The organism is Thioalkalivibrio thiocyanoxidans ARh2, from assembly GCF_000385215.1.
In the GTDB taxonomy this organism is placed as follows: domain Bacteria; phylum Pseudomonadota; class Gammaproteobacteria; order Ectothiorhodospirales; family Ectothiorhodospiraceae; genus Thioalkalivibrio; species Thioalkalivibrio thiocyanoxidans.
On sequence record NZ_ARQK01000058.1, the window covers coordinates 42177 to 66523 of the forward strand.

At 67.1% G+C, this 24347-nt stretch carries 23 protein-coding genes and 1 pseudogene; 15 read left to right on the forward strand and 9 right to left on the reverse strand.

The genetic code is table 11. The annotated features are described in order from the left end of the window. From G372_RS0110715 to G372_RS0110725, 3 genes are read right to left on the reverse strand one after another with little or no spacing between them, the layout of a single operon-like run. Complete coding sequence (locus G372_RS0110715) at window positions 1-765, reverse strand: ABC transporter permease (RefSeq protein ID WP_018863894.1); 765 nt, start codon at window positions 763-765, stop codon at window positions 1-3. Further along, window positions 762-1724 (reverse strand): daunorubicin resistance protein DrrA family ABC transporter ATP-binding protein, encoded by a 963-nt coding sequence (locus G372_RS0110720; RefSeq protein ID WP_019624160.1) that lies wholly within the window; start codon window positions 1722-1724, stop codon window positions 762-764. The genes G372_RS0110715 and G372_RS0110720 overlap by 4 nt, the downstream gene beginning before the upstream one ends. Window positions 1725-1769: 45 nt before the next feature. Next, window positions 1770-2240: an aminoacyl-tRNA deacylase gene (locus tag G372_RS0110725; RefSeq protein ID WP_018139331.1), complete on the reverse strand. Its 471-nt coding sequence runs from the start codon at window positions 2238-2240 to the stop codon at window positions 1770-1772. A 123-nt stretch (window positions 2241-2363) separates the two neighbouring features. Here G372_RS0110725 and G372_RS0110730 point away from each other — a divergent pair, with 123 nt between their 5' ends. The 6 genes and pseudogenes from G372_RS0110730 to G372_RS14490 form a co-directional block, all read left to right on the forward strand. Then, entirely contained in the window at window positions 2364-3362 is a 999-nt protein-coding gene (locus G372_RS0110730; RefSeq protein ID WP_018863896.1) for an LLM class flavin-dependent oxidoreductase, read from the forward strand. 83 nt (window positions 3363-3445) lie between these two features. Continuing rightward, a complete protein-coding gene (gene trpB / locus G372_RS0110735) occupies window positions 3446-4645 on the forward strand; it encodes a tryptophan synthase subunit beta (protein ID WP_018863897.1) in 1200 nt (399 codons plus the stop codon). Window positions 4646-4710: 65 nt separating this feature from the next. After that, on the forward strand, window positions 4711-4977 hold the full coding sequence (locus G372_RS0110740) for a DksA/TraR family C4-type zinc finger protein (protein WP_018863898.1): 267 nt from the start codon (window positions 4711-4713) through the stop codon (window positions 4975-4977). A 42-nt stretch (window positions 4978-5019) separates the two neighbouring features. After that, window positions 5020-5943 (forward strand): histone deacetylase family protein, encoded by a 924-nt coding sequence (locus G372_RS0110745; RefSeq protein ID WP_018863899.1) that lies wholly within the window; start codon window positions 5020-5022, stop codon window positions 5941-5943. Between the two features lie 33 nt (window positions 5944-5976). Beyond that, window positions 5977-6534, forward strand: a complete 558-nt coding sequence (locus G372_RS0110750) for a CPBP family intramembrane glutamic endopeptidase (RefSeq protein ID WP_018863900.1) — start codon at window positions 5977-5979, stop codon at window positions 6532-6534. 93 nt (window positions 6535-6627) lie between these two features. Continuing rightward, a pseudogene (locus G372_RS14490) lies at window positions 6628-6762 on the forward strand (ferredoxin reductase family protein); the annotation flags it as partial. A 36-nt stretch (window positions 6763-6798) separates the two neighbouring features. On the opposite strand, the gene G372_RS0110755 reads toward G372_RS14490, so the two are convergent. The 3 genes from G372_RS0110755 to G372_RS0110765 all read right to left on the reverse strand — a co-directional run bounded on the left by G372_RS0110755 (window position 6799) and on the right by G372_RS0110765 (window position 10954). Next, window positions 6799-9171 carry an HDOD domain-containing protein gene (locus tag G372_RS0110755; protein WP_019624159.1) on the reverse strand — a complete coding sequence of 791 codons (2373 nt, stop codon included), beginning with the start codon at window positions 9169-9171 and terminating at the stop codon, window positions 6799-6801. A gap of 129 nt (window positions 9172-9300) precedes the next feature. Continuing rightward, on the reverse strand, window positions 9301-10326 hold the full coding sequence (locus G372_RS0110760; RefSeq protein WP_026340372.1) for a DUF2235 domain-containing protein: 1026 nt from the start codon (window positions 10324-10326) through the stop codon (window positions 9301-9303). 97 nt (window positions 10327-10423) lie between these two features. Next, complete coding sequence (locus G372_RS0110765; RefSeq protein ID WP_018863903.1) at window positions 10424-10954, reverse strand: Hsp20/alpha crystallin family protein; 531 nt, start codon at window positions 10952-10954, stop codon at window positions 10424-10426. 141 nt (window positions 10955-11095) lie between these two features. Here G372_RS0110765 and G372_RS0110770 point away from each other — a divergent pair, with 141 nt between their 5' ends. The 4 genes from G372_RS0110770 (at window position 11096) to G372_RS0110785 (ending at window position 15166) form a co-directional block, all read left to right on the forward strand. Then, complete coding sequence (locus tag G372_RS0110770; protein WP_019624157.1) at window positions 11096-11713, forward strand: rhomboid family intramembrane serine protease; 618 nt, start codon at window positions 11096-11098, stop codon at window positions 11711-11713. A gap of 81 nt (window positions 11714-11794) precedes the next feature. Next, window positions 11795-13162 carry a sialidase/neuraminidase family protein gene (locus G372_RS0110775; protein WP_019624156.1) on the forward strand — a complete coding sequence of 456 codons (1368 nt, stop codon included), beginning with the start codon at window positions 11795-11797 and terminating at the stop codon, window positions 13160-13162. Next, window positions 13162-14085, forward strand: coding sequence for an isoaspartyl peptidase/L-asparaginase family protein (locus tag G372_RS0110780; RefSeq protein ID WP_019624155.1), 924 nt, complete (start codon window positions 13162-13164; stop codon window positions 14083-14085). The genes G372_RS0110775 and G372_RS0110780 overlap by 1 nt, the downstream gene beginning before the upstream one ends. 73 nt (window positions 14086-14158) lie before the next feature. Then, entirely contained in the window at window positions 14159-15166 is a 1008-nt protein-coding gene (locus G372_RS0110785; protein ID WP_019624154.1) for an adenosine deaminase, read from the forward strand. Window positions 15167-15192: 26 nt separating this feature from the next. Here the strand turns inward: G372_RS0110785 and G372_RS0110790 are convergent, their stop codons facing one another. Then, entirely contained in the window at window positions 15193-16722 is a 1530-nt protein-coding gene (locus G372_RS0110790; RefSeq protein WP_019624153.1) for an amidase, read from the reverse strand. Window positions 16723-16940: 218 nt separating this feature from the next. Between G372_RS0110790 and G372_RS0110795 the strand changes: the two genes are divergently transcribed. From G372_RS0110795 to G372_RS0110815, 5 genes are all read left to right on the forward strand, one after another. Beyond that, window positions 16941-18251, forward strand: coding sequence for a GGDEF domain-containing response regulator (locus G372_RS0110795; RefSeq protein ID WP_019624152.1), 1311 nt, complete (start codon window positions 16941-16943; stop codon window positions 18249-18251). Window positions 18252-18394: 143 nt separating this feature from the next. Continuing rightward, a complete protein-coding gene (locus G372_RS0110800) occupies window positions 18395-19144 on the forward strand; it encodes a class I SAM-dependent methyltransferase (protein ID WP_026278956.1) in 750 nt (249 codons plus the stop codon). A gap of 92 nt (window positions 19145-19236) precedes the next feature. Then, window positions 19237-19554 carry a hypothetical protein gene (locus G372_RS0110805; RefSeq protein ID WP_019624151.1) on the forward strand — a complete coding sequence of 106 codons (318 nt, stop codon included), beginning with the start codon at window positions 19237-19239 and terminating at the stop codon, window positions 19552-19554. A 25-nt stretch (window positions 19555-19579) separates the two neighbouring features. After that, window positions 19580-20839 (forward strand): GspE/PulE family protein, encoded by a 1260-nt coding sequence (locus G372_RS0110810; protein WP_019624150.1) that lies wholly within the window; start codon window positions 19580-19582, stop codon window positions 20837-20839. 36 nt (window positions 20840-20875) lie between these two features. Beyond that, entirely contained in the window at window positions 20876-21883 is a 1008-nt protein-coding gene (locus G372_RS0110815; protein WP_019624149.1) for an MDR family oxidoreductase, read from the forward strand. Between the two features lie 9 nt (window positions 21884-21892). Here G372_RS0110815 and thiI read toward each other — a convergent pair whose 3' ends face one another. Beyond that, entirely contained in the window at window positions 21893-23374 is a 1482-nt protein-coding gene (gene thiI, locus G372_RS0110820; protein ID WP_019624148.1) for a tRNA uracil 4-sulfurtransferase ThiI, read from the reverse strand. Next, the gene (locus G372_RS0110825; RefSeq protein WP_019624147.1) at window positions 23367-24305 is read right to left on the reverse strand and encodes a DUF523 and DUF1722 domain-containing protein; all 939 of its coding nucleotides are present in this window, start codon (window positions 24303-24305) and stop codon (window positions 23367-23369) included. Before G372_RS0110825 ends, thiI begins: the two co-directional genes overlap by 8 nt. Between the last annotated feature and the right edge of the window lie 42 nt (window positions 24306-24347).

Sequence of the window (24347 nt, forward strand, 5' to 3'; positions counted from 1 at the left end):
CTATCCCCGCGCCAGACGCCGATTCAGGGCCCAGACGGACAGCGGTGCAAAGATCACCGCAATCGCGGCAGCCCAGACGAGGGTCCACAAGGCGGGCTCCAGCGCATTGCCCCCGCCCAACAGGGCGCGCGAGGCGTCCGCGAGCAACGAGACGGGGTTGGCCTGCACGAAGGGCTGCAGCACGGCGGGCATGGTATCCAGCGGTACAAAGGCGGTGGAGACGAACGTCACCGGGAACAACGCCGTAAAACCGAACAGCTGCACATGTTCGGGGTCGCGTGACAGAACACCGACCAGCACCATAATCCAGGACGCAGCCGACGCGAAGACCAGCACCAGCGCCACCATCGCCAGCACCTCCCAGACCGAGGTCTCGATCCGGAAGCCCAGCAACACCCCCACGATCAGCAACAGCGCGATACAAAGGGCCTGTTTCAGCAGATCGGCCAGGATGCGCCCGGCCAGTGGCGCCCAGCGCGGAATGGGCAGGGCGCGAAAGCGATCGAACACGCCGCGCGTGAGATCCGTATTCAGGCCGTGCCCGACGTAGACGGTGACGAACAGCATGTTCATCGCGATCACACCGGGCAGAACGAATGGCAGATAGGCTTCGGTCGAGCCCGCCACCGCGCCGCCGAACACGTACAGGAACAGCACCAGAAACAGGATCGGCTGGATGGAATAATCCCCCAGCTCCCAGGGATTGCGACGCACCTGCACGAGACTGCGCCAAGCCAGCGCCAGCGTCTGGTCCAGTGCTTTCATGCGTCCTCCTCTGACATCTCGGACGTGGCCTCGGCCGCATGCCCGGTCAGCGCCAGAAAGACATCGTCCAGGCTCGCGGTGCGCAAACCGAGTTCGACCACCTCGATTTCCGCCTGATCCAGGGCCCGCAGCACCTTCGGCACCACGGCACTGCTCGTCACGGCGACGCTCAGCGTGCTGTCCCGCGCCTGCGGGCCCTCCCCGACGATACGCGCGATCGCCTCCGCCGCATCATCGAGCCGGGCCGAGTCCGCCACTACCACGAACAGCGAGCGGCCACCCACGCGTTCCTTCAATTCCGCCGAGGTCCCCTCGGCAATGATCCGCCCGCGATCCAGCACCACGATCCGATCTGCCAGGGCGTCGGCTTCATCCAGATACTGGGTGGTCAGCAGCACGGTGGTGCCCTGCTCCCGCAGTTCTCCCACAAGGCGCCACAGGTCGCGGCGCGCCCGCGGGTCCAGTCCCGTGGTCGGCTCGTCGAGAAAGAGAATGGCAGGGTTCCCGACCAGACTGGCCGCCAGGTCCAGCCGCCGCCGCATGCCACCGGAATAGGTCTGTGCCGGACGGTTCGCCGCGTCCTGGAGATGAAACTGCCCCAGCAACTCGTCCGCGCGCCGACGCGCGTCGCGACGCCCCAGACCCAGCAACCGCGCGATCAGCAACAGGTTCTCGCGCCCGGTAAGCTTCTCGTCGACCGAGGCATACTGCCCGGTCAGCCCGACGATCTCGCGCACCCGCGCCGCCTCGTGCACGACATCGAAGCCGCCCACCTCGGCCCTGCCCGCATCCGGGGTGATCAGGGTGGCCAGCATGCGCACGATGGTGGTCTTGCCGGCACCGTTCGGCCCCAGAAGGCCGAGGATGCTCCCCCTCGGGACTTCCAGATCGACACCATCCACCGCGCGGGTGCCGTTATAGCTGCGCACCAGCCCCTGCAAACGAATCGCGATTTCCATCAGCGCAGCATTCACCGCACACGCCGATGGTGCAACCGACAGCGGCTACAAATGCCGACTGAACAACCCGTGCCGGGCCGCACCCAGGAGGTCCCGCCAGGCAAGGGCCGGCAGCTTCACCAGGGTCTCGTGATCGCCACCCTCGAGATATACATCCCCCTCGGTGGGGGCATGTTCGTCCAGCATCGCCTCCAGGCCGTAGGGCTCGGCCAGGGCCGGGATCGCGCCCAGTGCACAATCCGGGAAGAGTTCAGCCACCTCCCTTTCGGTGGCCAGCCCGACATGCTCCCCGATCAGGTGGTGGAGCTGCCCGAAGTGCAGGCGCCGCGACGACGGCAGGATCGCCAGCATGTAATGGCCGGCATCCTCCACCAGCACGGCCTTCGCCAGCCGATCACCGGGCACGTGCGCGGCCTCTGCCGTTCGGGTGGCACTGCTGGAATACGGGTGCCGAACCAGTTCATAAGCGACACCCTGTGCCGCCAGATAGTCACTCAGGGTTCTCGCGATGCCCATGCTGCGGCCCTCTTTCCGTCCCTACCCCGGACTATAGACCCACTCTGCCCGCACGGTGCCTCGATTCCCCGCTACCCCGTCACCCGACAATCGGCACAACGCTCCCTGTCCTACAATGCCCCGATGACGGACTTCTCCATACTCGATCTCGCACCGATCACTGCGGGGTCGGACGCAGGGCAGGCCCTGCACAACACCCTCGACCTGGCCCGGCGGGCGGACGAACGGGGATTCACGCGGTACTGGCTCGCCGAGCACCACAACATGCCGGGGATCGCCAGTGCGGCGACTGCTGTGGTCATCGGCCAGGTAGCGGCCGCCACGGCGCGCATCCGCGTGGGCGCTGGCGGCATCATGCTGCCCAACCACGCGCCGCTGATCGTCGCCGAGCAGTTCGGGACACTGGATGCCCTGTTTCCCGGTCGGATCGACCTCGGGCTTGGCCGTGCACCGGGGACAGACCCGGCCACGGCCCGCGCCCTGCGCCGCAGCGCGGAGAGCGACCCCAACCAGTTCCCACGCGATGTGGTGGAGCTGCAGGGCTACCTGGCGGACCCCGCTCCGGACCAGGCCATTCGGGCGATACCCGGCGCCGGTTCGCATGTTCCGGTCTGGATCCTCGGATCGAGCCTGTTCGGGGCCCGGCTTGCGGCGCACCTGGGGCTGCCCTACGCCTTTGCCTCGCATTTCGCCCCGGGTCAGCTGCATGACGCGATCGCGATCTACCGCCGCGAATTCCGGCCCTCCCCGGACCTGGATAAGCCCTGGGTGATGGCCGGCTACAACGTCTATGTGGCCGACACCGATACCGATGCGCAGACACTGGCCAGTTCCATGGAGCAGGCCTTCATCAGCCTGCGCCGCGGCCGACCCGAACCGATCCACCCCCCGATCCCGCACTACCGGGAACAGCTCGACCGGGCTGAACGGGCGATTGTCGAACAGACCATGGCCTGCTCCGCGATCGGGGCACCCGACACGGTCGAGCGGGAGATGCGCCGCTTCCTCGAAGTCACGCAGGTCGACGAACTGATCCTGACCACCACGACCTTCGATCATGACGCCCGCTGTCGCTCCCTGGAACTCACCGCACAGGTCTGCGACCGCCTGTCATCAACCTGAGGCCCGCGTTTTCAGGAACGGGCTTGGCAAAGGACGCCCGGCACAGGATCATTCGGCCTTTCGAACATGCACGAGGGCGGGCGATGTCGTACCTGAAGGATTTTCCGAACCAGGAAGGCTATTTCGGCGAGTTCGGGGGTGCGTTCCTGCCACCCGAACTGGAACCCCATTTTGCCGAGATCAACCGCGCCTACCTGGCGCTCGCCCGCTCCGCCGATTTCCTGAACGAGCTGCGCTACATCCGCAAGCACTACCAGGGCCGCCCCACCCCGGTGTACTACGCGCACAACCTGAGCCGCGAGGCCGGCGCGCATATCTATCTCAAGCGCGAAGACCTGAACCACTCCGGGGCGCACAAGCTGAACCACTGCATGGGCGAGGCCCTGCTGGCCAAGCACATGGGCAAGCGCAAGCTGATCGCGGAGACCGGCGCCGGCCAGCACGGGGTCGCGCTGGCCACGGCGGCCGCGTACTTCGGCATGGAATGCGAGATCCACATGGGCGAGATCGACATCGCCAAGGAAGCGCCCAACGTCACCCGCATGAAACTGATGGGCGCACAGGTCGTGCCGGTCTCCTTTGGCGGGCGTTCGCTCAAGGAGGCCGTGGACTCCGCCTTCCAGTCCTATCTGTCGCAGGCCGACGAGGCGCTGTTCGCGATTGGCTCTGTGGTGGGGCCGCACCCGTTCCCGCTGATGGTGCGCAACTTCCAGTCCGTAGTCGGCATCGAGGCGCGCGAGCAGTTCATGGAGATGACCGGTGGCGAGCTGCCCGATCACGTCGTCGCCTGCGTCGGCGGAGGCTCCAACGCGATGGGTATGTTTGCCGGCTTCATCGAGGACGCCGGCGTCCAGCTGAACGGGGTCGAGCCGCTCGGACGCGGCACCAAGCTGGGCCAGCACTCCGCCACGATGACCTACGGCAAGCCCGGCATGATCCACGGCTTCAAGTGCATGCTGCTGGCCGACGAGGAAGGCAACCCGGCCCCGGTCCACTCCATCGCCTCGGGGCTGGACTACCCCGGCGTCGGCCCGGAACACTCCTACCTGAAGACCATCGAACGCGTGGCCTACCATGCGATCAGCGACGACGAGACCCTGGAGGCCTTCTACCAGCTGTCACGCGCCGAGGGCATCATTCCGGCGCTGGAGAGCGCCCACGCCGTCGCCTGGGCGATGAAACACGGCCGCGAGCATCCCGGCGTCACGATCCTCGCCAACCTGTCCGGCCGGGGCGACAAGGACATCGACTACGTCGCCCGCGAATTCGGCCACGGTGGCTAACAACCCGGGAACTCCCTGCCGGGCCATGGGTATCTAATCCCTGCGGGTTTCAGTGGAGCGGAGTCATGGCAGGCGGCTGGTCCAAAGACGGCGCGGAACAGGAACAGATCGACGACACTGTCGAGGATGCGCTGGCGCGGGTGCGCAGCCAGCTCCCGCAAGGCGACAGTCTGGAAGAGTGCGAGGAATGCGGGGCCGCGATCCCCGAGGCCCGCCGCCGTGCCCTGCCCGGCGTACGCCTGTGCGTCCCCTGCCAGGAAGCACATGACGAGTCGGACGCAGCCTTCAGCCCCTACAACCGGCGCGCCTCCAAGGACAGCCAGTTACGCTGACGCCCGCCGCATGTCGTGGCCAGCAAGCAGAGGTCGAAGCCCATGGCGCGAACCCTGTACATCACCCACCCCTCCGGCCGACTTCACGATCCGGGATCCGGACACCCGGAGTGCCCGCAGCGCCTGGCCGCCATCGATGCCGCGCTGCAAAACCTTGCGCGACTGGAACGTCTCGAGGATCCAGCGGCAGCGACGGACGAGGACCTGACGCGTGCCCACACCCGCGCACACGTGGACGCGATTCATGCCGCACAACCGGGGCCCGGCGTTCGCGTCGCAGTGGACCCCGACACCCGTATCAATGAGCACTCGGTCTTCGCGGCACATCATGCGGCCGGCGCGGCAATCGAGGGCGTTCGGCGGGTACTGGACGGCAAGGCTGACCATGCCTTCTGTGCGGTTCGTCCCCCGGGCCACCACGCGGAACGGGACCGGGCGATGGGCTTTTGCCTGTTCAACAACGTGGCCATCGCGGCGCGCTGGGCACTGGAGGGGCACGGCCTGAGCCGTGTCGCAATCGCGGACTTCGACGTTCACCACGGCAACGGGACCGAGGATATCTTTCGCGATGACCCCCGGGTGCTGTTCTGCTCCAGCTTCCAGCATCCGTTCTACCCGGACCGCCCGCTGTCCCGCCGCGAGCACCTGGTTCATACGCCGCTCGCGGCGGGTACAGACGGCCCCGCCTTTCGCGCGGCGATCGAGCGCGACTGGCTGCCCGCCCTGGAACGATTCCGGCCGGAGTTGATCCTGATATCAGCCGGGTTCGACGCCCACCGGGACGACCCGCTCGCCGGTCTCAATCTGGTCGAGAGCGACTTCGAGTGGATCACGCGCCAGCTGCTGGACATTGCCGAGCGGCACACGGCCGGACGCCTGGTCTCGGTGCTGGAGGGCGGATACGATCTCGCCGCGCTGTCGCGCAGCGTGCGCAGCCATGTCCAGACACTGATGGGCATCCGATAACAGGGTTTCCCATCGCTACGGTACCCTGCGCCCATGAACCTGCGCAGCCATCCCCTTTTGCTCGGCCTGATGTTCCAGGCCGCCCTGATTCCCCTGGCATTCCTGCTGGCCGCAATCGCCGGGATTCCGCTGGGCGAGCACCTGTATTGGGACCCCGATCATGCATTGATCGGCGTACTCGCGGTCCTGCCAATGCTGGCGATGCTGGGGCTGGTCGCGCATTTCGGCGGGTCCGCCTACGACACCCTTTCGGGCCAGGTGCGCGATTTCATCGCGCGGTTGTTCGGAAACGCCTGGCCGGGGGCCATCCTGCTGATCTCTCTACTGGCCGGGCTCGGCGAGGAACTCCTGATACGCGGTGTCCTGCAGACCTGGCTGGACACCCACCTCCCGGCGTTCCTGGCCATCCTGATCGCCGGGGTAATCTTCGGCCTGGCCCATGCGATCACGCGGCTCTATTTCGTTTTTGCCACAGCCATCGGGCTCTATCTGGGACTCGTCTATTACCTGACAGGCAACCTGCTGGTGGTCATCATCACCCACGCGCTGTATGACTGGCTCGTGATCCACTGGTACCGGCGCAGACTCTGACGCCCGCTTGCGAAGCACACGAGGCATTTCCAGACTCGATGGATGGTCACCCTTCGGGGCACCGTCGTGAGCTGACTCCACCGGGGCGATTTTCTGCTGCTGGCGCTGCTCGTCCCGCGCTGGACCGGTGGACACCTGGCGCCCATCACCGGGGAACGCGACGAGGTCATCCGCTGGCTGGCGCAGGTCTCCGGGGTACTCGCCCTCACCTGCATGCTGCTTGCCGGCGAGGAGCAGCCCTGAACCCGGCTCTTCGGGTCGGCTTCAGGAACGCGCCTCGCAGATCGCGAGGGCGAGCTGGTTCCTTACCGATTTCAGCGCGCGCAGGACCAGCGGATCCAGCTCCGTGCGGCCCGACGGCAACTCCAGGTACAGCAGTCCTACACACCGCTCACGCACACCCAGAGGCAATAACAGAAAGCTGCGCGCATCCAGTGCATCACGGAACTCGCCTGGAATGTAGCGGCTGATCGCCGGGTCCGAGCTGTCGCTGATCACCATGTCCTTGCGCTGCGTCATGGCCAGCGAGAGCACGTTGCCCGAGCCGGACAGCGACAGGCGCAGACGCCCGGACAGGGATTCCGCCTCGTGCCCGAACGCCGTATGGGCCACCAGCGTGCGCCGTTCCCGATCCGCCAGCATCAGCATCGCGCGGCGCAGTCCGAGCACCTGGTAGATGTTTTCCAGCGTGGCCTGCACCAGCGGGTTCAGCTCGGATCCCTCGACCATTGCGTCGAGCATTTCCGTCAGCGACTCCATCAGCGCCGCCGCCTGCTCGGCCGGCGAGGTCGACTCGGGCTCCGGGCCGTCGGGCGCCGGGCCACCATTGGCGTCCAGCAGGGCCTCCTCGTCGGGGGCATCGCCGCCCTGCGCGTTATCGCCGACCCCCAGATTCCGGCGCAGGTGCCGCAGATGTTCCTGCCCCTCGCGCGGCAGCTTGACCACGCTCAGAAACTGTTCGAGGCGCTCGCGCCCCTCCTGGATCGCTCGGCGCATACCCGTGGCCCCGACATCCAGCGAGGCCTTGTACCTGCGCCGCAGTTCCGCCAGGGCGAGATCCTGCTCCGCCGGGTCCTGGTGGATGATGCGACCCGCCATCTCGCTGGCCAGGGTCACGACCCGGTGGAGGCGCTGGTCCGGGTCCCGTACCGCGGGCAGCGTGCCCTCGGGCGCCCGTTCGACCGCCTGCACGATCTCGCGCGGGAAGTTCCAGTCCTCCAGTACGGCACGCGCCAGTGCCTCGTACGAGATACCAAGGACCTGGCGCGCCGCGCTGCCCTCGGAGACCCCCTGCGTCTGCCGGATCTGGATCTCGTCCGCCTCCTCGGGGAGGTAGTAGAGCGCCAGCATCCGCCCGATGTCGTGGAACAACGCGCAGACAAACGCCTGTTCGCTTTCGATTCCACCGAGCTGCCGGGCCAGCGTGCGCGCCAGCATCGCGCTGAACAGCGTCTGGACCATGGCCTGCATCAGACGAGCGGACTGGCTCCCGCCCTTGAGGTTTTCCAGCAGGACGAGGCCGAGCGCCGCCGTGCGCACCTGCTCGAAACCCAGCAGGACGACCGCCCGGGACACCGTGCGGATGTTGCCTCCGAAGTTGCTGTAGAAAGGGGAATTGGCCAGCCGCAGAAGCTTCTGTGTCGTCGCGTAGTCCTTCAGCACGGCATTCGACAGCTCGGCGACCGAGCGCTGCTCGCTGTCATCCGAACACTGGGTAATCTCGCGAATATGCGCCGAGACTCCCGGAAAATCGGGCTTGCGCCGGATCCGGCGCAGAATGAAATCGCCGGGCTCCCCCTCCTCGTTCTCGCGACCCTCGGTTACGGCAAGAAATGCCTCGCGCAGTGCCTGGGCCGTTGCGTAGCGCTCGTGCGGATCGGGCCGCTGCGCCCTCAGGGCGATGGCATCCAGGCGTTCGTCGCCCTCGCCCGTGTGCTTCGACGGCGGCTCGGGGACACCGGCTTCCATCGCATTCAGTACATCCTGGTCGGTGTCCCCGGGAAAGGCCCGACGCCCCGCGAGCAGTTCGTAGAACAGCGCACCCAGCGAATACACGTCGGCTGCCAGTGAAGGCGGTCCGCCACGCAGCTGCTCCGGGGCCAGGTAATGGCGCGTCTGGGTCTGATGCCCCGCGGCCTGCTCGCTCCCCTGCGGCAACGCAAGCCCGAGACCGGTCACGCGCGCATGACCATCCGCGCCGACTGTGATGTTCGCAGGCTGCAGCGACCCATGCACAATCCCCTGCTCGTGCGCGGCGGCCAGGGCATCGACCATCTCGCGCATCAGCGCCAGGGCGCGATCCAGCGGCAGCCGCCCCCTGGCAAGCAGGGCATCCAGCGTTTCGCCCTCGATGTACTCGAACACGAGGTAGAGGCCCTCGTCCCAGGGCCCCGCTTCGAAGATCGCCGCGCTGTGGGGATGCCGGAAGCGGCTCACCGCGCGGGCCGCGCGCATCAGGTCGTCACGCACCTCGGCATCACCCAGGGCCTGGTGCGTCAGCGTACGCACCATCACGCGCCGGTCCAGCACGCCGTCATGCGCGACATACAGCCCGTCGCGCGCACTCTCCCCCAGTGTCTCCAGGACACGAAACCGATCGATCCAGCGTTCCTGGCTCGCGTCACGCGACCTCGCCATGCCCCCTCCCCAAAGTCCTCGCCACTGTTTCGCCCCCAAGCCCGGCGCCGCGCCCAACCGGCGGTTATGCCTCTATCGGTCTACCGCGTGCCGGGGCATCCATGATGACACGGGCCGGGGCCAGTGAGGTCACTTATCGCGGGCTCGCTTGGCGAGATAGGCCTTGACGTTTGGAGGCCGGTAGTCGCGAGACTGCTGGTAACGTTCTTCGACCGAGGGGTGCAGCCGGGTCGAAGAATCCGCAGGTTCGAGGTCCCGGACGAGTGTGCGGCGCAGGCGATAGATGTGGCGCCGCGACTGATGGATCGCGGCGCGAGGGTCGGGTCGCAGGCTGGCCGGGAGGTGCGGCTCGAACTCCAGCCCTGCGGCGGATGCCTGCTCCAGCATCCAGTGGAGGGCAATATCGGCGACCTGCAGTCCCTTGTCATCAGGCGGATAGCCGCCCCCGACATCCGCGTGCACCCCGGCGAACCACTGCTGGTCCAGATCCAGCCCTGCGCGTGGCTCCCACAGGGTGGGTTCGAAATCCGCACGGCGCTCGTCGATGGCCAGCGCATGCCGGGCAACCCGGACGTTCGGGCCCAGCTTGGTGTCGTAGAACTCGTCGGTGCGATCGAACAGCCCGAGCACCGAAAACGGGATGCCCAGCGCCCCGACGGTATCCCAGGCACCCACGAAACGGATCTGCCGCGAGGGGTGGCTGTGGGCCTCGCGAAAGGCGCGCGAGTGCTTGCCGTCGGGCTTGTACGCCGCCCCCGTGCGCTTGTACAGGCGAAAGGCCTGCTCGATCAGGCGTGCATCCGGGCGCCGGAGGATCCCGCAGTTGTTGATCAGACCGCACAGGCTGCGCACGGTGTACGCACCCCGGCTGAACCCGAACAAGAAGAGCTCCGTCCCCGAGGCATAGTTCTGCACGATGTAGCGGTAGGCATCGGTGATGTTCTTGTGGATGCCCCGGCCGGTCACGCCGCCACTGACCCGGGCATGGTAGGACCCCACGCCCCAGTCATAGAACACCTGCTGGGTGTCGCCGGCGGCGTCCACGGGCGCCACCGCCCGCGCCAGCCGCAATACGTTCGTCGGGACGTCGGACTCGACGTCGTCCTCCGGACGGTTCCAGGTCCCGTCCGCGCAGATCACGATACGGCGCGTCATCATCGGCCTCCCTGCCGCCTACGCTTTCTTCAGCCTAGACTGCGCCGGGCCGATGCGCATGTGCCGATCGGCTCTCCATTGGCTGGATCTCCTTGGCCTAACGGCCAATCTCGATGCGCCGCACCCCGGGGCGCTCGCCATCCTTGCGACGGGGGACATGGACATCCAGCACCCCGTTCTTGAAGCGGGCGGATATGCCATCCGTGTCGGCATCACCGGGAAGGCTCAGGACTCGGCGAAACTGCCCGTAACTGCGCTCGATCCGGTGGTAGCCCTCCTCGTCTTCCTCGTGTTCCTGGCGTTTCTCGCCCGAGATGATCAGGTCGTCCCCATCGATGGAGAGGTCGATCTCGTCCTCCGAGATCCCGGGCACCTCCACCGATATCCGATAGGCCTTGCGTCCCTCGGCGATATCCACGCTGGGCTTCAGCCACAGGGGCCCGGTACGCCCCGCGAGGGCACCCCCCGGGGCACGACCGAAGAACTGCTCAAACATCCGGTCCATCTCCTGGTGCATCCGCAGCAGCGGGTCGCCCGGGGCATCATCGCGCCGCGCGGGCAGGACCTCGGGCTGTTCCTGTTCCTCGCGCTTGAACCAGTTCCACGGCTTGAGCTTTTGCAGGTCCATGCAGTCACCTCCTCGTATCCTGTGTCATGAGCACTTGCATTCAGGGCTCCTACCCCGATAGGTAGGAAGTCGAACGAGCTTTTCAAGATCCGGGGCCGAAGCTTTCAGAAAAACCGGCCCCTCGGGAGCGGCCGATCATCAATGGAACAGGACTTCTACATCACACTGTTCATCATCGCGGGTACCGTGGCGACCTCCATCTGGGCCTGGCAGCGCCCGCGCGTACTGGAGCGGATGATCTACTGGCCACCGGCAGTGGCCCGCGGTGAATACTGGCGGCTGATCACCCACGGGTTTATCCACGCCGACGGCACCCATCTCGCGTTCAACATGATCACGCTGTTCTTCTTCGGCATGGCCATGGAGCGCGTACTGGTCCCGGAGATTGGCGTACTCGGCTTTGTGGCGTTCTACCTGGCCGGCATCGTGCTGGCGATCCTGCCCACCCACCTGCGCCACCGGGACAACCGTTTCTACCGCAGCCTGGGCGCCTCGGGGGCGGTCTCGGCCGTTTTGTTCGCCTATATCCTGCTGCAACCCTGGTCGATGCTGTTCGTGTTCTTCATCCCGATGCCGGCGATCGTGTTCGCGGCGGCCTACGTGGCCTATTCGTTCTGGGCGCAGCGCCAGGCGCGCGACAACGTGAATCACAGCGCCCACCTCTGGGGCGGTGCCTGGGGCGTGGGCTTCATGCTCTTCCTGGAGCCGGCCCTGTTCGGCCGTTTCCTGCAGGAGCTCCTGTCACCGCTTGGAGCATAGACGTGAATCCTTCCGGGCACCCGGTGGTCCTATAAAGCGCAGTTGCACGAAACGGGCCCGGATTTCGCCACAGGAGGTCGCATGCCTCGAACCACATACGCACACGCCTGGCCGGCCATTGGCCTCGTCGCCGGGTTTGCTCTCGTTTTTGGGTCCAAAACCGCCCTGGCGGACGACGACGCCCAGAGCCGGGTTGCCTGGCAGGATCCCGTCGAGGTCGCCCGCGGCGAGGCCTATCGAGGCCCCTGGCGCATGAATGCCTCCGACTTTCGCTATGTGGACGACGCCTCGGTGGCGATCAACGACCACGGCGAGGTGGTCGTCGTATGGGTTGACCAGGTGGAGCAGGCGATCCTGCTGCAACGCTACGACCGCGACGGTCAGGCCGTCCTGGATGAACCCACCCGGATCGGCGGGGAACCGGACACCTTCTCCTGGCTGCCGCGCGTCGCGATCGAGCCGGCACCAGACGACGAGGACGACTTCACCGTTCACCTGCTCTGGCAGGAGATCCTGTTTACCGGCGGCGATCACGGCGGGGAGATCCTCTACGCCCGCTCCCGGGACGGCGGCCGATCGTTCGAGGATCACCAGAACCTGTCGAATTCGCGCGATGGGGCCGGCAAGGGACGCATCACCGCCCATCGCTGGGACAACGGCAGCCTGGACCTCCTGCTGGCCGGAGAGGGTCAGGTCGTCGCGGCCTGGACCGAATACCAGGGTCCGCTGCGCGTCACCTACTCGTCCGACAACGGCGAAAGCTTCGCGGAACCCGAAACGATCAACGAGGGGGCCGACAAACCGGCCCGCGCACCGAGTCTGGCCCGGGCCCCCTCGGGGCGCGTCCTGCTTGCCTGGTCGGAGGGCGACAGTCCGTATGCCGACATCCGCATCGCGAGCTCCGATGAACTGGGCGAAGGCTTTTCCACTCCCGCCACGGCGCTTGAAACGCCCGGTCACGCCGATGCCCCTTCGCTGGTAGTGAATGACGAAGGCACCGCGCATCTTGCGTTCGGGGCCATCCCGGCGAACGACCTGGAGGACTACCGCCAGCCCTACCACCGTCGACTGCACCTCACCCAAGCGGATGCCGACGCCCTGGAGTTCAGCCCGGCGAACGAACTCGACGCGGACGCCTGGCCGGGCGGCTTCCCCACGCTGGCGCGCTCCGACGAACGGCTCTATCTCGTCTGGCAGCGCTATCCACACCCGACCGATCGCCCGTACGGCCTCGCGTTTACCCACGCCCCACTGGACAACCTGAAGTTCGCGCCCGTCGAGCCCGTCCCGGGCACCGTCGACCGGCCCTACAGCGGCGGGCTGCAGGGGCAGCTGAAGCGGCGGATGGCGGTCAACGCGGCGGGCGAGATCGCGATCGCCCAGAGCCGGTTCATCCCCGGCAGCCACAGCGACATCCTGTTGATCCGCGGACAGGTGCAGGACCGCTGATGGCCTCGAAGTCCTTCTCGCTGATGATCCATGGCGGTGCCGGGCGCATCCGCGAGGCCCAGGACCCACTGGTTGCCGAGCAGTACCACGCCGCGATGCTGCGGGTACTGGAGGCCGGCCGCGAGCGCCTGGCCCGTGGCGAGCGCGCACTCGATACCGTTGAATACTGCGCGGCGCTGCTTGAGGACGACCCACTGTTCAACGCCGGCACCGGGGCCGCGCTGACGCGCGAGGGCACGGTCGAGCTGGACGCCGCAATCATGGACGGTGAAACCCTCGGTGTGGGGGCCGTGGGCGCGGTTCGCGGGATCGCCAATCCCATCCGCCTGGCCCGCGCGATCCTGGAGGACGGTGCGCACGTGTTCCTGGTCGCAGAGGGCGCCGCAAGCTTTGCTCGGCAGGCCGGGCTGCCCCTGATCGACGAAAGCCGCCTGATCACGGCGCAGCGGCGGGAGCAACTGGAACGAACGCTGCGGCGCGACGTGGTCACTCTGGACCATGACGAGCCTGCCCCGGGGACCATCGGCGCGGTCGCCCGCGATCAGCGCGGCCACCTGGCGACGGCAACCTCCACCGGCGGCATGAATGGCCAGCGCCCCGGTCGCATCGGGGACTCACCCATCGCGGGGGCGGGCGTCTACGCCGACGATCACACCGCCGCCATCTCCGCCACCGGCCTCGGCGAGCATTTCCTGCGCAGTGTCTTCGCCAAGGACCTGGCCGACCGTATCGCGCTGCTGGGTCTAGGCGCCGCTGAAGCCCTCAACGCGAGCCTGCGGCGGCTGCGCGAGCGACTGGATGGCTACGGCGGTGCGATCGTGATCGACCGCGAGGGCCGCTGTGCGGCCGGCACCACCACCCCGCGAATGATCCATGGCTGGATCGAGCACGGCGGTACCAGCGACACGCGTATCGAGCCATGATCGGAGGTCCCACCGAGCACCCGTCGGGCCAAGCCGTTACCATGCCTCGCCCCGCACGGACTAGGGAAACACCATGCAAGACGCCATCGCCCGCCTCCCCAAGGTCGAGCTGCACCTGCACATCGAGGGCGCCCTGGAACCGGAACTCCTGTTGCGGCTGGCCGAGCGCAACGGCGTGGAGCTGCCCTATGGCTCGATCGACGAGGTGCGCGCGGCCTACCAGTTCGAGGACCTGCAGTCGTTTCTGGATATCTACTACGCGGGGGCCTGCGTCCTGCTGACCGAGCAGGACTTCTATGACCTGACCTGGGCCTATCTGCAGCGCTGCCAGCAGGATCACGTGCGCCACACGGAGATCTTCTTCGATCCCCAGACGCATACCGAACGCGGTGTGGTGTTCGCGACGGTGATCAACGGCATCACCCGCGCCCTGGACGACGGCGAACGCGATCTGGGCATCTCCTGCCGCCTGATCCTGTGCTTTCTGCGCCACCTGAGTGCCGAGGCCGCGATGGAGACCTTCGAGGCGGCCCTGCCCTACCGTGACCGTATCGCGGCGTTCGGTCTGGACTCGGCCGAACAGGGCAACCCGCCGGAGAAGTTCCGGGCGGTGTTCGATCGCGTACGCGAGGCCGGTTTCCGCGTCGTCGCCCACGCCGGCGAGGAGGGCCCGCCCGAATACATCCGCCAGGCCCTGGACCTGCTGCAGGTCGACCGCATCGATCATGGCGTGCAGGCCGAGCAGGACCCCGCCCTGCTGCAACGGCTTGCGAAGGAACAGATCCCGCTGACCGTCTGCCCGCTGTCGAACATCAAGCTCCGCGTGTTCGACCGGCTCGAGGACCACAACCTCAAGCGCCTGCTCGATGCCGGCCTGCGGGTCACCATCAATTCCGACGATCCCGCCTACTTCGGGGGCTACATCGGCGAGAACTTCCGCGCGACCACGGATGCGCTGGGTCTGTCCCTCGACGAGCTGGAGCAGCTCGCCCGCAACGCGGTCGAAGCCGCCTTCCTGGACGATCCGGCCCGCCAGCGCCTGCATGACGAAATCACGGACTGGCGGCACCGCCTAGCCTGACCGGAATCAGATGCAGGGACGATGCTTCAGCCCTGGCCCGTCCCCGGCAGGGGTGGCGGCACCCGGTCAAACCAGGGCTGCGCGGCCTCCAGCTGAGTCGCCAGCGAGAGGAGCCGCCCCTCCTCGCCCCAGGGCGCCATGAACTGCACACCCACGGGGAGTCCATCCCGATCCCAGTGCAACGGCACCGACATCGCGGGGATGCCGGCCAGATTGGCCGCCATGGTAAACGGCGTGCGCTCCAGGTTCTCGAAGGTCATCCGCTCCAGAAAGCGGCTGTTCAGCATCCAGCGGCCCACCGGCAGGTACAGGGCGAGACGCTGCAGGGCGCGAACCAGGGGAACCGGCTCCAGCTCGCCGATCCGCGGCGGCGGCATGGCCACGGTCGGTAGCAGCAGGAGGTCGTAGCGCTCGAACAGCGCCGCCAGCTCGAGACGGACGCGGTGCCAGCCCTGCCGCGCGCGGGCGTATTCCCCCGCATTCAAAGCCCGGCCCAGGCGCGCCAGCGTGCGCGTATCCAGCTCGAATTCGCCCCGGCGCGCACCCCGTTCGCGCGCCCGCGCCACAAACGCTGCGGCCTGCCCGTAGAACAGCGCCAGTACTGCCCGCGCCACCCCCCGGCCGTCCACCGGCCAGTCCGTTACCCGCTCGACGACGTGCCCCTGGGCTTCCAGTAACCCGCCGGCTCGCTCAACGGCCTCGACACAATCGCGATCGACCCGCCCGCCCACGGGCGAATCAACGTTCCAGCCGACCCGCAGGCAGCCCGGCTCACGCCGGGCGAGCGCCTCGAAGCTTGCCGGAGGCGCCTCCACCCGAAAGGGCGCGGCGGCGCTGTGTCCGGAGGACAGGACATCGAGCATCCGGGCACTGTCGCGCACGCTGCGCGAAAGCACCCCCTCGCTCACCGCACCCTCCCAGGCCTCACCGGCCAGTGGCGTGGTCGGCACCCGCCCCCGGGAAGGCTTCAATCCGAACAGGCCGCAGTACGAGGCCGGTATGCGAATCGATCCGGCCCCGTCGTTAGCACCGGCCATGGGCACAACCCCGGCCGCCACGGCCGCCGCCGCCCCACCACTGGAACCGCCAGGCGACCGCTCAATGTCCCAGGGATTCCGTGTTGCCCCCCAGAGCACGGACTCCGTAATCCCCTTGAGCCCGAATTCCGGCGTCGTGGTCTTGCCCAGAATCACCAGGCCCGCTTCCTCGGCGCGCCTCACACTGTCAGCCGTGGCCGATGCGACCACATCGCGGCAGGCCCGACTGCCCGAGGTACTCCGCAACCCCTGCACGTCCTGCAGCAGATCCTTGATCAGGAAGGGGACGCCCGCAAACGGGCCTTCAATACGCTTCTCGATCCGTTTGCGGGCACGCTCGCGGGCGTCGATGCAAACCGCATTGAGCACGGGATTGACGGTATCCAGGCGCTCCAGCGCACAGTGGAGCAGAGACTCGGGCGTTACCTCCCCGTCCCGTACCGCTGCCGCACTGGCACAGGCATCCCATTGGCGATACGCGCGCGCATCCAGTGCCTGTTCCGGTTTTTCCCCTTTCATCCGGGAACTGTACCGTGGCTCGCCGCATGCGGTCAGGACACCAGGCTCCGTTTCCGGGCCGCCACCGCGGGGCTGCCGCGTCAAAGTTGTTGCAAAGGCGCACAGCACGCACTATACGAAGCGGCAGCACGGAGGCTGCAGTTTCAGGATGGACTCGGGAGCAAGGACATGCGCGGCCACAGGGGGCCACCGCCAGATCACCAACAGGGGCCGGGATCATGAGGATTCTGGTGGTGGATCGCTCGCGCGTGTTCCGGGCCCTGTGGAGCCGCATGGTGGGCGCCGCCGGGCATGAAGCCAGCATGGCCGGCACCGGCGCCGAGGGCCTCGCGCGCCTTGAGATCTTCCGCGCGCAGCTGGCCTGCGTTGCGCTGAACCTGCCCGACATGGATGGCCTGGCATTCTGCCGCGAGGCGCGCAAGAAGCGCTACGGCCAGGGTCTCCCCCTGATCATCCTCACGTCCAACCCGGACAGACGTATTCGTGAACGCGCTTTCGCCGTGGGGGCGACCGACGTCCACGACCGGACCAACATTGGCGACCTCTTCCAGCAGGCCGAACGCTACGCGCAGCCTCTGGAACACCTCCACAGCGCCCGCATTCTGTACGTGGAGGACAGCCCTACCGCCGCGCGTTATCTGCACCGCGCACTGGAGCCCATGGGGCTCGATATCGTCCACTACACCAGCGCCGCCGCGGCCCTCGCGGCATTCGAGCCGTCGCAGTTCGACCTGGTCCTGACCGATATCCTGGTCGAGGGCGACCTGAGCGGGATGGGGCTCGTGGGGCACATTCGTCAGCAATGCCCGGACATGACCGCCATGCCGATCGTCGCCATGTCCGGGCTGGATGACCAGCATCGTCGCGCGGAGCTGTTTCGCCTGGGGGTGAATGACTTCATCACCAAGCCTTTCCAGGGGGATGAACTTCGAGCGCGCCTGTGCAACCTGCTGAACAACAAGCGACTGGTGGAAGAGGTACGCCTCCAGCGCCAGAAACACTACGAACTGGCCATGGTCGACCCGCTGACCGGCCTCAGCAATCGCAATGCCCTGACCGACTTCGCCAGCCGTTATGTCGACGATCCGTGCAGCCGCGAGCAACCACTGGCCCTGATCCTGATGGACCTCGACCACTTCAAGGCCATCAACGACCGTCACGGTCATCTGATCGGCGACGAGGTCCTCGCAGCCATTGGCGAGCTCCTGCGGGCGGTCGCCGCCCCCGGCGAGGTCCCCATCCGCTTTGGCGGCGAGGAGCTGCTGATGCTGATGCCGGGCAGCGACCTGTTCGATGCCCATACCCGTGCCGAGGACCTGCGCCAGCGGATCCAGGATCTGCGCCCGGCGGGCCTGCCGCTCACCGCATCCTTCGGCGTCACCAGCCGAGAGCCCGGCAGCAATGCCGAACTCAATGACCTGTTCCGTGCGGCCGACGAGGCCGTCTACAACGCCAAGGCCCGGGGACGAAACTGCGTGGTCTCGGTCCCCGCACAGCCAGATGAGTCAGCGGAACAGCAGTTCGGCTGACTGGCATCTCTCCAGACCAGCGCGCCCTCCCGGGGCCGGAACCCGGAACCTCTTCACAGCTTCCCGCATGCGTCCCCCAGTATCCGCCATGGGGTTGTACAGAATCCCTATACTCATCACACATTCGCTTCCCGGAAGTCTGCGTGCCTGAGCCCGCCTCCCCGCACATGGCCGACCACGATCGGCTCCTCGACACCAACCGTCGTTTCTACAATGACTTGTGGAAGGACTCGCAGCTGGTGTCACCCGATCAGTTCAATACCTGGCCCCTGGTCTGCCGACTCAATCGGGAAGGCTGCGAGCGCCTCGAAGTCGGGCCCGGCATGCGTCCACGGCTGCCCCTGGCCGGCACTCACTTCGCCGACATCAGCGACCCCGCCCTGCGCACGCTGCGAGCCGAGGGCGGGCATGCGGAGTCCGCGGTCATCGGCGACCTCCCCTACGAAGACGGGCGCTTCGACCTGATCTGTGCGCTCGATATCATCGAGCACGTGGAGGATGACGAGCAGGCCCTGCGCGAACTGACGCGAGTCGCGGCACCGGGCGCGCGCATCCTGCTGTCGACGCCACTCCATCCGCAGTACTGGACCCGCTTCGACGAAATCGTGGGGCACTATCGGCGCTACACACCCAACAGGCTGTTCGCCTTGCTGGAACGCCATGGTCTGGTCATCGACCAAAGCGCTGTCTTCGGCATGAAGCCCCGCTCGTCGCTGCTCACCCGGCTGGGTATGTGGTTCCTGCAGCATCATCGCGATACGGCCATGCATTACTACAACCGTTACTTCATGCCGATGGCCCTGAAGCGGCAAAAGACGCTGCAGCTCTACCCGGGCATGATCCCGACGGAGGATGTCGGGGAGGTCTTTCTGGTCTGCCGCCGGGTTGCCTGAGACGGACACTCGCCAGGCAATCGTGGTTGCTTGAATGAACCCGCTCCCGCGGGTATTGTCCATGGATCAAGACTCTGACTCAGGCTGCATCGATGTTCGATACGCGTCCCCTGCATACGGCCCAACAACAGCACCCGTTCATCCTGTCGCTGCTCGTGCTGGCGACCGGCTTCGTGCTGACGATGCAGAATCCGCAGGCCCAGGACGCCACCGCCGAGTTGGTGTCCAAAGTCGAGCTGCCCACCCTCGCCCAAGTCATGGAGATGCGTCCTCAAAGCCCGCCACCCGGGGTCGAAGGCGACCAGCTGATGAGCGAGGAGGCCGAGGAAACTCAGGCCCTGATCATGCTGGACCGCGAGGCACAGGTCACGCGCTCCGCGAGCGAGCTGCGCGAACGCCCGCAACGGTAAGTCCTGTCGTTCGACCGGGGGCTGAATGCCGGAACCCCTCCGCCAGACGCCCGGTGACGGACGCGCGCTGAAACCCCACCTTGTCCCCGGCCTGCGCGAATACCTCGACGAGGACGAACACGCGCAGGGCCGGCTCGAGGCCCATGCCCTGATCGAGGACGCCGTGGCCGTACGCGCCTCGGATATCCACCTCGACCCGGAACCCCACGGCTATCGTATTCGCCTGCGCATCGACGGCCTGATGGTGGATGCCATCACCCTCGAGCCCGGGCTGGGCGAGCTCCTGGCCAACCAGCTCAAGACACTGGCCGGCCTGGACCCCATGCCAACCCTGAACTCCGCCGAAGGCAGCTTCGCCTGGCGCGGTGAAGACACGGGGCACCTGGATCTTCGTGTCACCACGGTGCCCTGCATCAACGGCGACAAGCTCTCCGTGCGCATCCTGGCCGAGCCGGACGCCTTTCAGGACCTGGGGGACCTGGGCCTGCCGGGGCGCGAGCTCGACGCGATCCGCCAATGGACACAAACGGCCGGCGGTGTGCTGCTGGTCACCGGCCCCACCGGCAGCGGCAAAACGACGACGCTCTACGCCCTGCTGCACGAGATTGGTCAGACGCCGCAGCAAATCATTACCCTCGAGGACCCGGTGGAGTACGCCATCCCCGGGATCAACCAGATCCAGATCAACAGCGAACAGGGGCTCGATTTCGAACAGGGTACCCAGACACTGCTCCGACTCGATCCGGACTACGTGCTCGTGGGCGAGGTCCGCGATGGCGGTTCTGCGCGGGGGGCGATCAACATCGCCACCAGCGGGCGCTCCCTGATGGCCACCCTCCACAGTCGCGATGCGGTCGGTACCGTCGCCTCCCTGCGCAATATGGGCCTGGAGGACTTCGAGATTGCACCGACGCTCGAACTGGTGATCGCGCAGCGCCTCGTCCGACGTCTGTGCCCCCATTGCCACGAACGCCGGGCACCGGACGACAGGGAGCGACAGTGGCTCGGTATCAGTGGGCGCGAAGCCCCCGAGACGATCTGGACCGCGCGCGGCTGCTCCGCATGCAACAATCTCGGCTACCATGGCCGAATCGGCATCTTCGAGGTCTGGCACCTGGACGACGATGACGCCGCGGCGATCCTCGATCACCGCGACGACCGCGGACTGCGCCAGCGCCTGTCCGACAAGGGCCGGCGCATGCTCCTCGATGACGGCATGGACAAGGCCGAACAAGGCCTGACGACCTACGACGAACTCTTTCGCGCCGGCCTGCTGTCCCCGTAGCGGGCCATGCGGCCCATACCCGAATACAGACCCGCCATGACCTCGACAGACACTTTCAGCGCACTGCGGCTGCAGACCGGCTACCCGCGACCGATCCCCGACGTATGCACCTTGAACCGGAGCGACCTCCCCGCCGGCGAGGTGCTGGTCGCCGTTGAACACTCCGGGCTGAACTACAAGGATGCGATGATCATCAACGGTCTCGGCCGCCTGGTGCAGGAATACCCCCATGTGCCGGGGATCGACCTGGCCGGCACGGTGCGAGAGTCCACCGATGACCGCTACCGGCCGGGGGATCGCGTCCTGCTGACGGGCTGGCATGTCGGCGAGCGCCACTGGGGCGGCTTTGCACAGTACGCCCGCGTCCAGGGCGACTGGCTGACCCCGATCCCGGACACGCTGGATGCGCGTAGCGCGATGATCGTGGGCACGGCCGGGTTTACCGCCATGCTGGCGGTCGAGGCGCTGGAACAGGGCGGTATCACCCCCGAGAGCGGCGAGATCCTGGTCACGGGCGCCTCCGGCGGCGTGGGCAACCTGGCGATCGCACTCCTTGCCGCGTTGGGCTATCGCGTCGCGGCCGCCACTGGACGGCCGGAGAACACCGCCCATCTGGAGGCCCTGGGCGCCTGCTCGATCGTGCCCCGAACCGAGCTTGCCGAGCGACCCGACCGCCCGCTGCTGTCCGAACGCTGGGCGGGCGTGATCGACAGCGTAGGTGGCGATACCCTCGCCCACGCCCTCGCCGAGACGCAGGCGCGCGGCGTGGTGGCGGCCTGCGGGCTCGCGGGCGGTGCGGAGCTGACCACCACGGTCATCCCGTTTCTGCTGCGCGGCATTCGCCTGCAGGGCATCGACTCGGTTCAATATCCGGCGAACGACCGCGAACGGGTCTGGCAACGCATCGGCGAACTCCTGTCAGCGCAGACGCTGGAGCGTTGCCTGGCCGAAGAGACCGGTCTGTCCCGGCTTCCACAGCGTGCCGACGCGTTGCTGGCCGGCCAGATCCGCGGACGCGTACTGGTCACCCCCGGGAGCCCCTGACGGGGAATGTCACACACCCGCATCGGCAGTCGGGCGTCCTTCCCATTGTCGGCGCAGTTTCGCCACGTTGCCCGCGAAGGCCCGCGCATCATAGCCCGCGGCCCGCATGCGTTCGGCCAGCACCGCGGACTGCGTCCCGCGAAAGCAGTAAAGCACATACGAGCGGTCACGCGGCAGTCGCTCGAAGCTCGCGGCCAGTTCATCCGCCGGGTGGTTCACCGCGCCTGGAACATGCCAGTCGCGGTACAGATCCGGCGGCTGACAGTCGATTATCTCCGCCCTGTCGGGAATCCGGTCCACCAGTAGCGACCCCGTACGCTCGGTCGTTGCCGGCACCGCGCCCAGATCATGCATCCGGGCCTCGGCGACGGCGTGCTCCAGACAAGCGTCACTGAGTGCCGCTTCCAGCCGTTCGATCTGCGCACGCTCGCTTGTGACCATCGGCCGCTGGTCCGCGATCGCGCAGAACTCGGGGACCTTTTCGCACAGCTCGAATGTGCCGATGGCCCGGGCACGGTTCATGATCTCGGCCTTGTCGAATCCGATCAGCGGTCTCAGTACGGGAAGGCCGGCCACCGCATCGATGGTTTCCAGGTTCGACAGCGTCTGCGAAGAGACCTGACTGAGCGCCTCGCCGGTGACCAGCGCCTCCGCGCCCCGCTTGCGCGCGATCGGCTCGGCCGCCCGATACATCAGCCGTTTCAGCACGATCTGCCAGGCATCGCCGGGCACCTTCGCCCGCAGATCCTCGACCACGCCGGAAAAGTCGACGCTGAACATCCTGGGCCGGATGCCGGCGCCCCAGTCGCTGACCAGGCGGCGACAGACTGCGAGCACCATCTCCTCGTGCACGGAACCACCGAGGTTGCAGAAGACGAAGTCCACGGCTGTCCCGCGGCGCATGATGTACCAGGCGGCGACCGCGGAATCGAACCCGCCCGAAATCAGCACCATGGCGCGCCCCTGCACACCCAGTGGCAATCCCCCTCCCCCCTGCTCGCGTCTGGAATAGATCCAGGCCTGCTCGCGATCCAGATCGATGCGGACGACCACTTCCGGGTTGTCCAGGTCGACGCTGCCAGGCCCGTCCAGCACCGCGCCTACCCGCCGCTCGACCTCGGTCGCCGAGAGATCCTTGCGGCCATGCCGCTTGCAGCGAACGGCATACCGGCGCCCGCGCACCGCCTCCGTGAAATGCGCGCCCACGACCTCGCAAAGGCGTTCCACCGAGACCTCCTTGAGCACCACCTCGACCGGCGAAAAGGTACTGACCCCGAAGGCCTTGCGCAGGACCGATTGTGCCGCCTCCGGCTTCGGTGTATAGAGCACCAGCCGGCCCTGCTGGGTGCGCAGCTCATGCGGGATGCCGGTCAGCCCCCGCTTGAGGTTCCGCCGCAGGACCCGCGTGAAGTGCCTCCGGGTGCTGGGCGACTTCAGGTGAATCTCCGGGGCCAGGCGTACGATGATCGGGGTGGCGGCGACGTCAGTCATGAGTCTCTTCGGTCAGGAGTTCCTGGGGAAACGGGGTCAGGATGCTTTGCTCGCGCACCCACTGGATATCCAGCTCTTCTGCCAGGGCACGGATTTGCGCGTAGACATGCGGTCGCGGGCACTCGTCCCGGCGACAGGCGTCGATCGCACGATGCAGGTCCGCGAGGCGGGAGCGGTCGAGGTGATCGCGAAAGTGCCCCGCCAAATGCTGTAGCACGTTCACATGCTGGCCGACCGAAGCGGGCTTGGCCAGCACCCGCATAAACCGCTGCGTGTATCCCCGCGTGACCTCGTCACGAGGTCGCGCGGATGCCTGTGCGACCAGGCGCCCCAGCTGGTCATAGCCGACACGGTCATGGGCAAGCAGAAGCATCTTCTCGCGCGTATGGAAACGCACCAGGTCTTGCGGGGTCCAGCGCGCGGCGAACAACCCTCGGATCCGCGCATGGGCAAAAACGCGCTCGAGAAAGGCCTCGCGGGTATCCCGACCGACGAGCCCGGCCTCCTCGATCACGGGAAGATCGGGTAGCGCATCGGTCAGTGCGGCGGCGAACAAGCCCCCAGAGGGCTCGGCCTCGTTCGCCACACGAACCTGCAGCCCGCAACTGGGCGATCGTGCCTTGAATACATAGCCATCCAGGCCGGCATCCGCGAGGGCCGGCACGCGCGCTTGAACAAAGCCCTGCACGGGCCCCGTGCAGTCCCCACCCGACTCGTTCCCGCGCAGCGCCAGGCGTGCCCCTTCCCGCGCCAGGTGCATCGGCTCGCGCGGCGTGCCCAGCACCGCCTCCGGACAAACGGGTACCCACGCGACATGGCGTGCCAGGCGGTCGACCAGAAAGGCATCCCGCCGGTGACCACCGTCATAGCGCACCGGCTCGCCCAGCAGGCACTGCGACACGCCCAGGTTGGGGGTTGCTTGCGGATTCATCTGTGATGCGGATCGGTATGCAGGGGATTCAGGGTAGCAAGC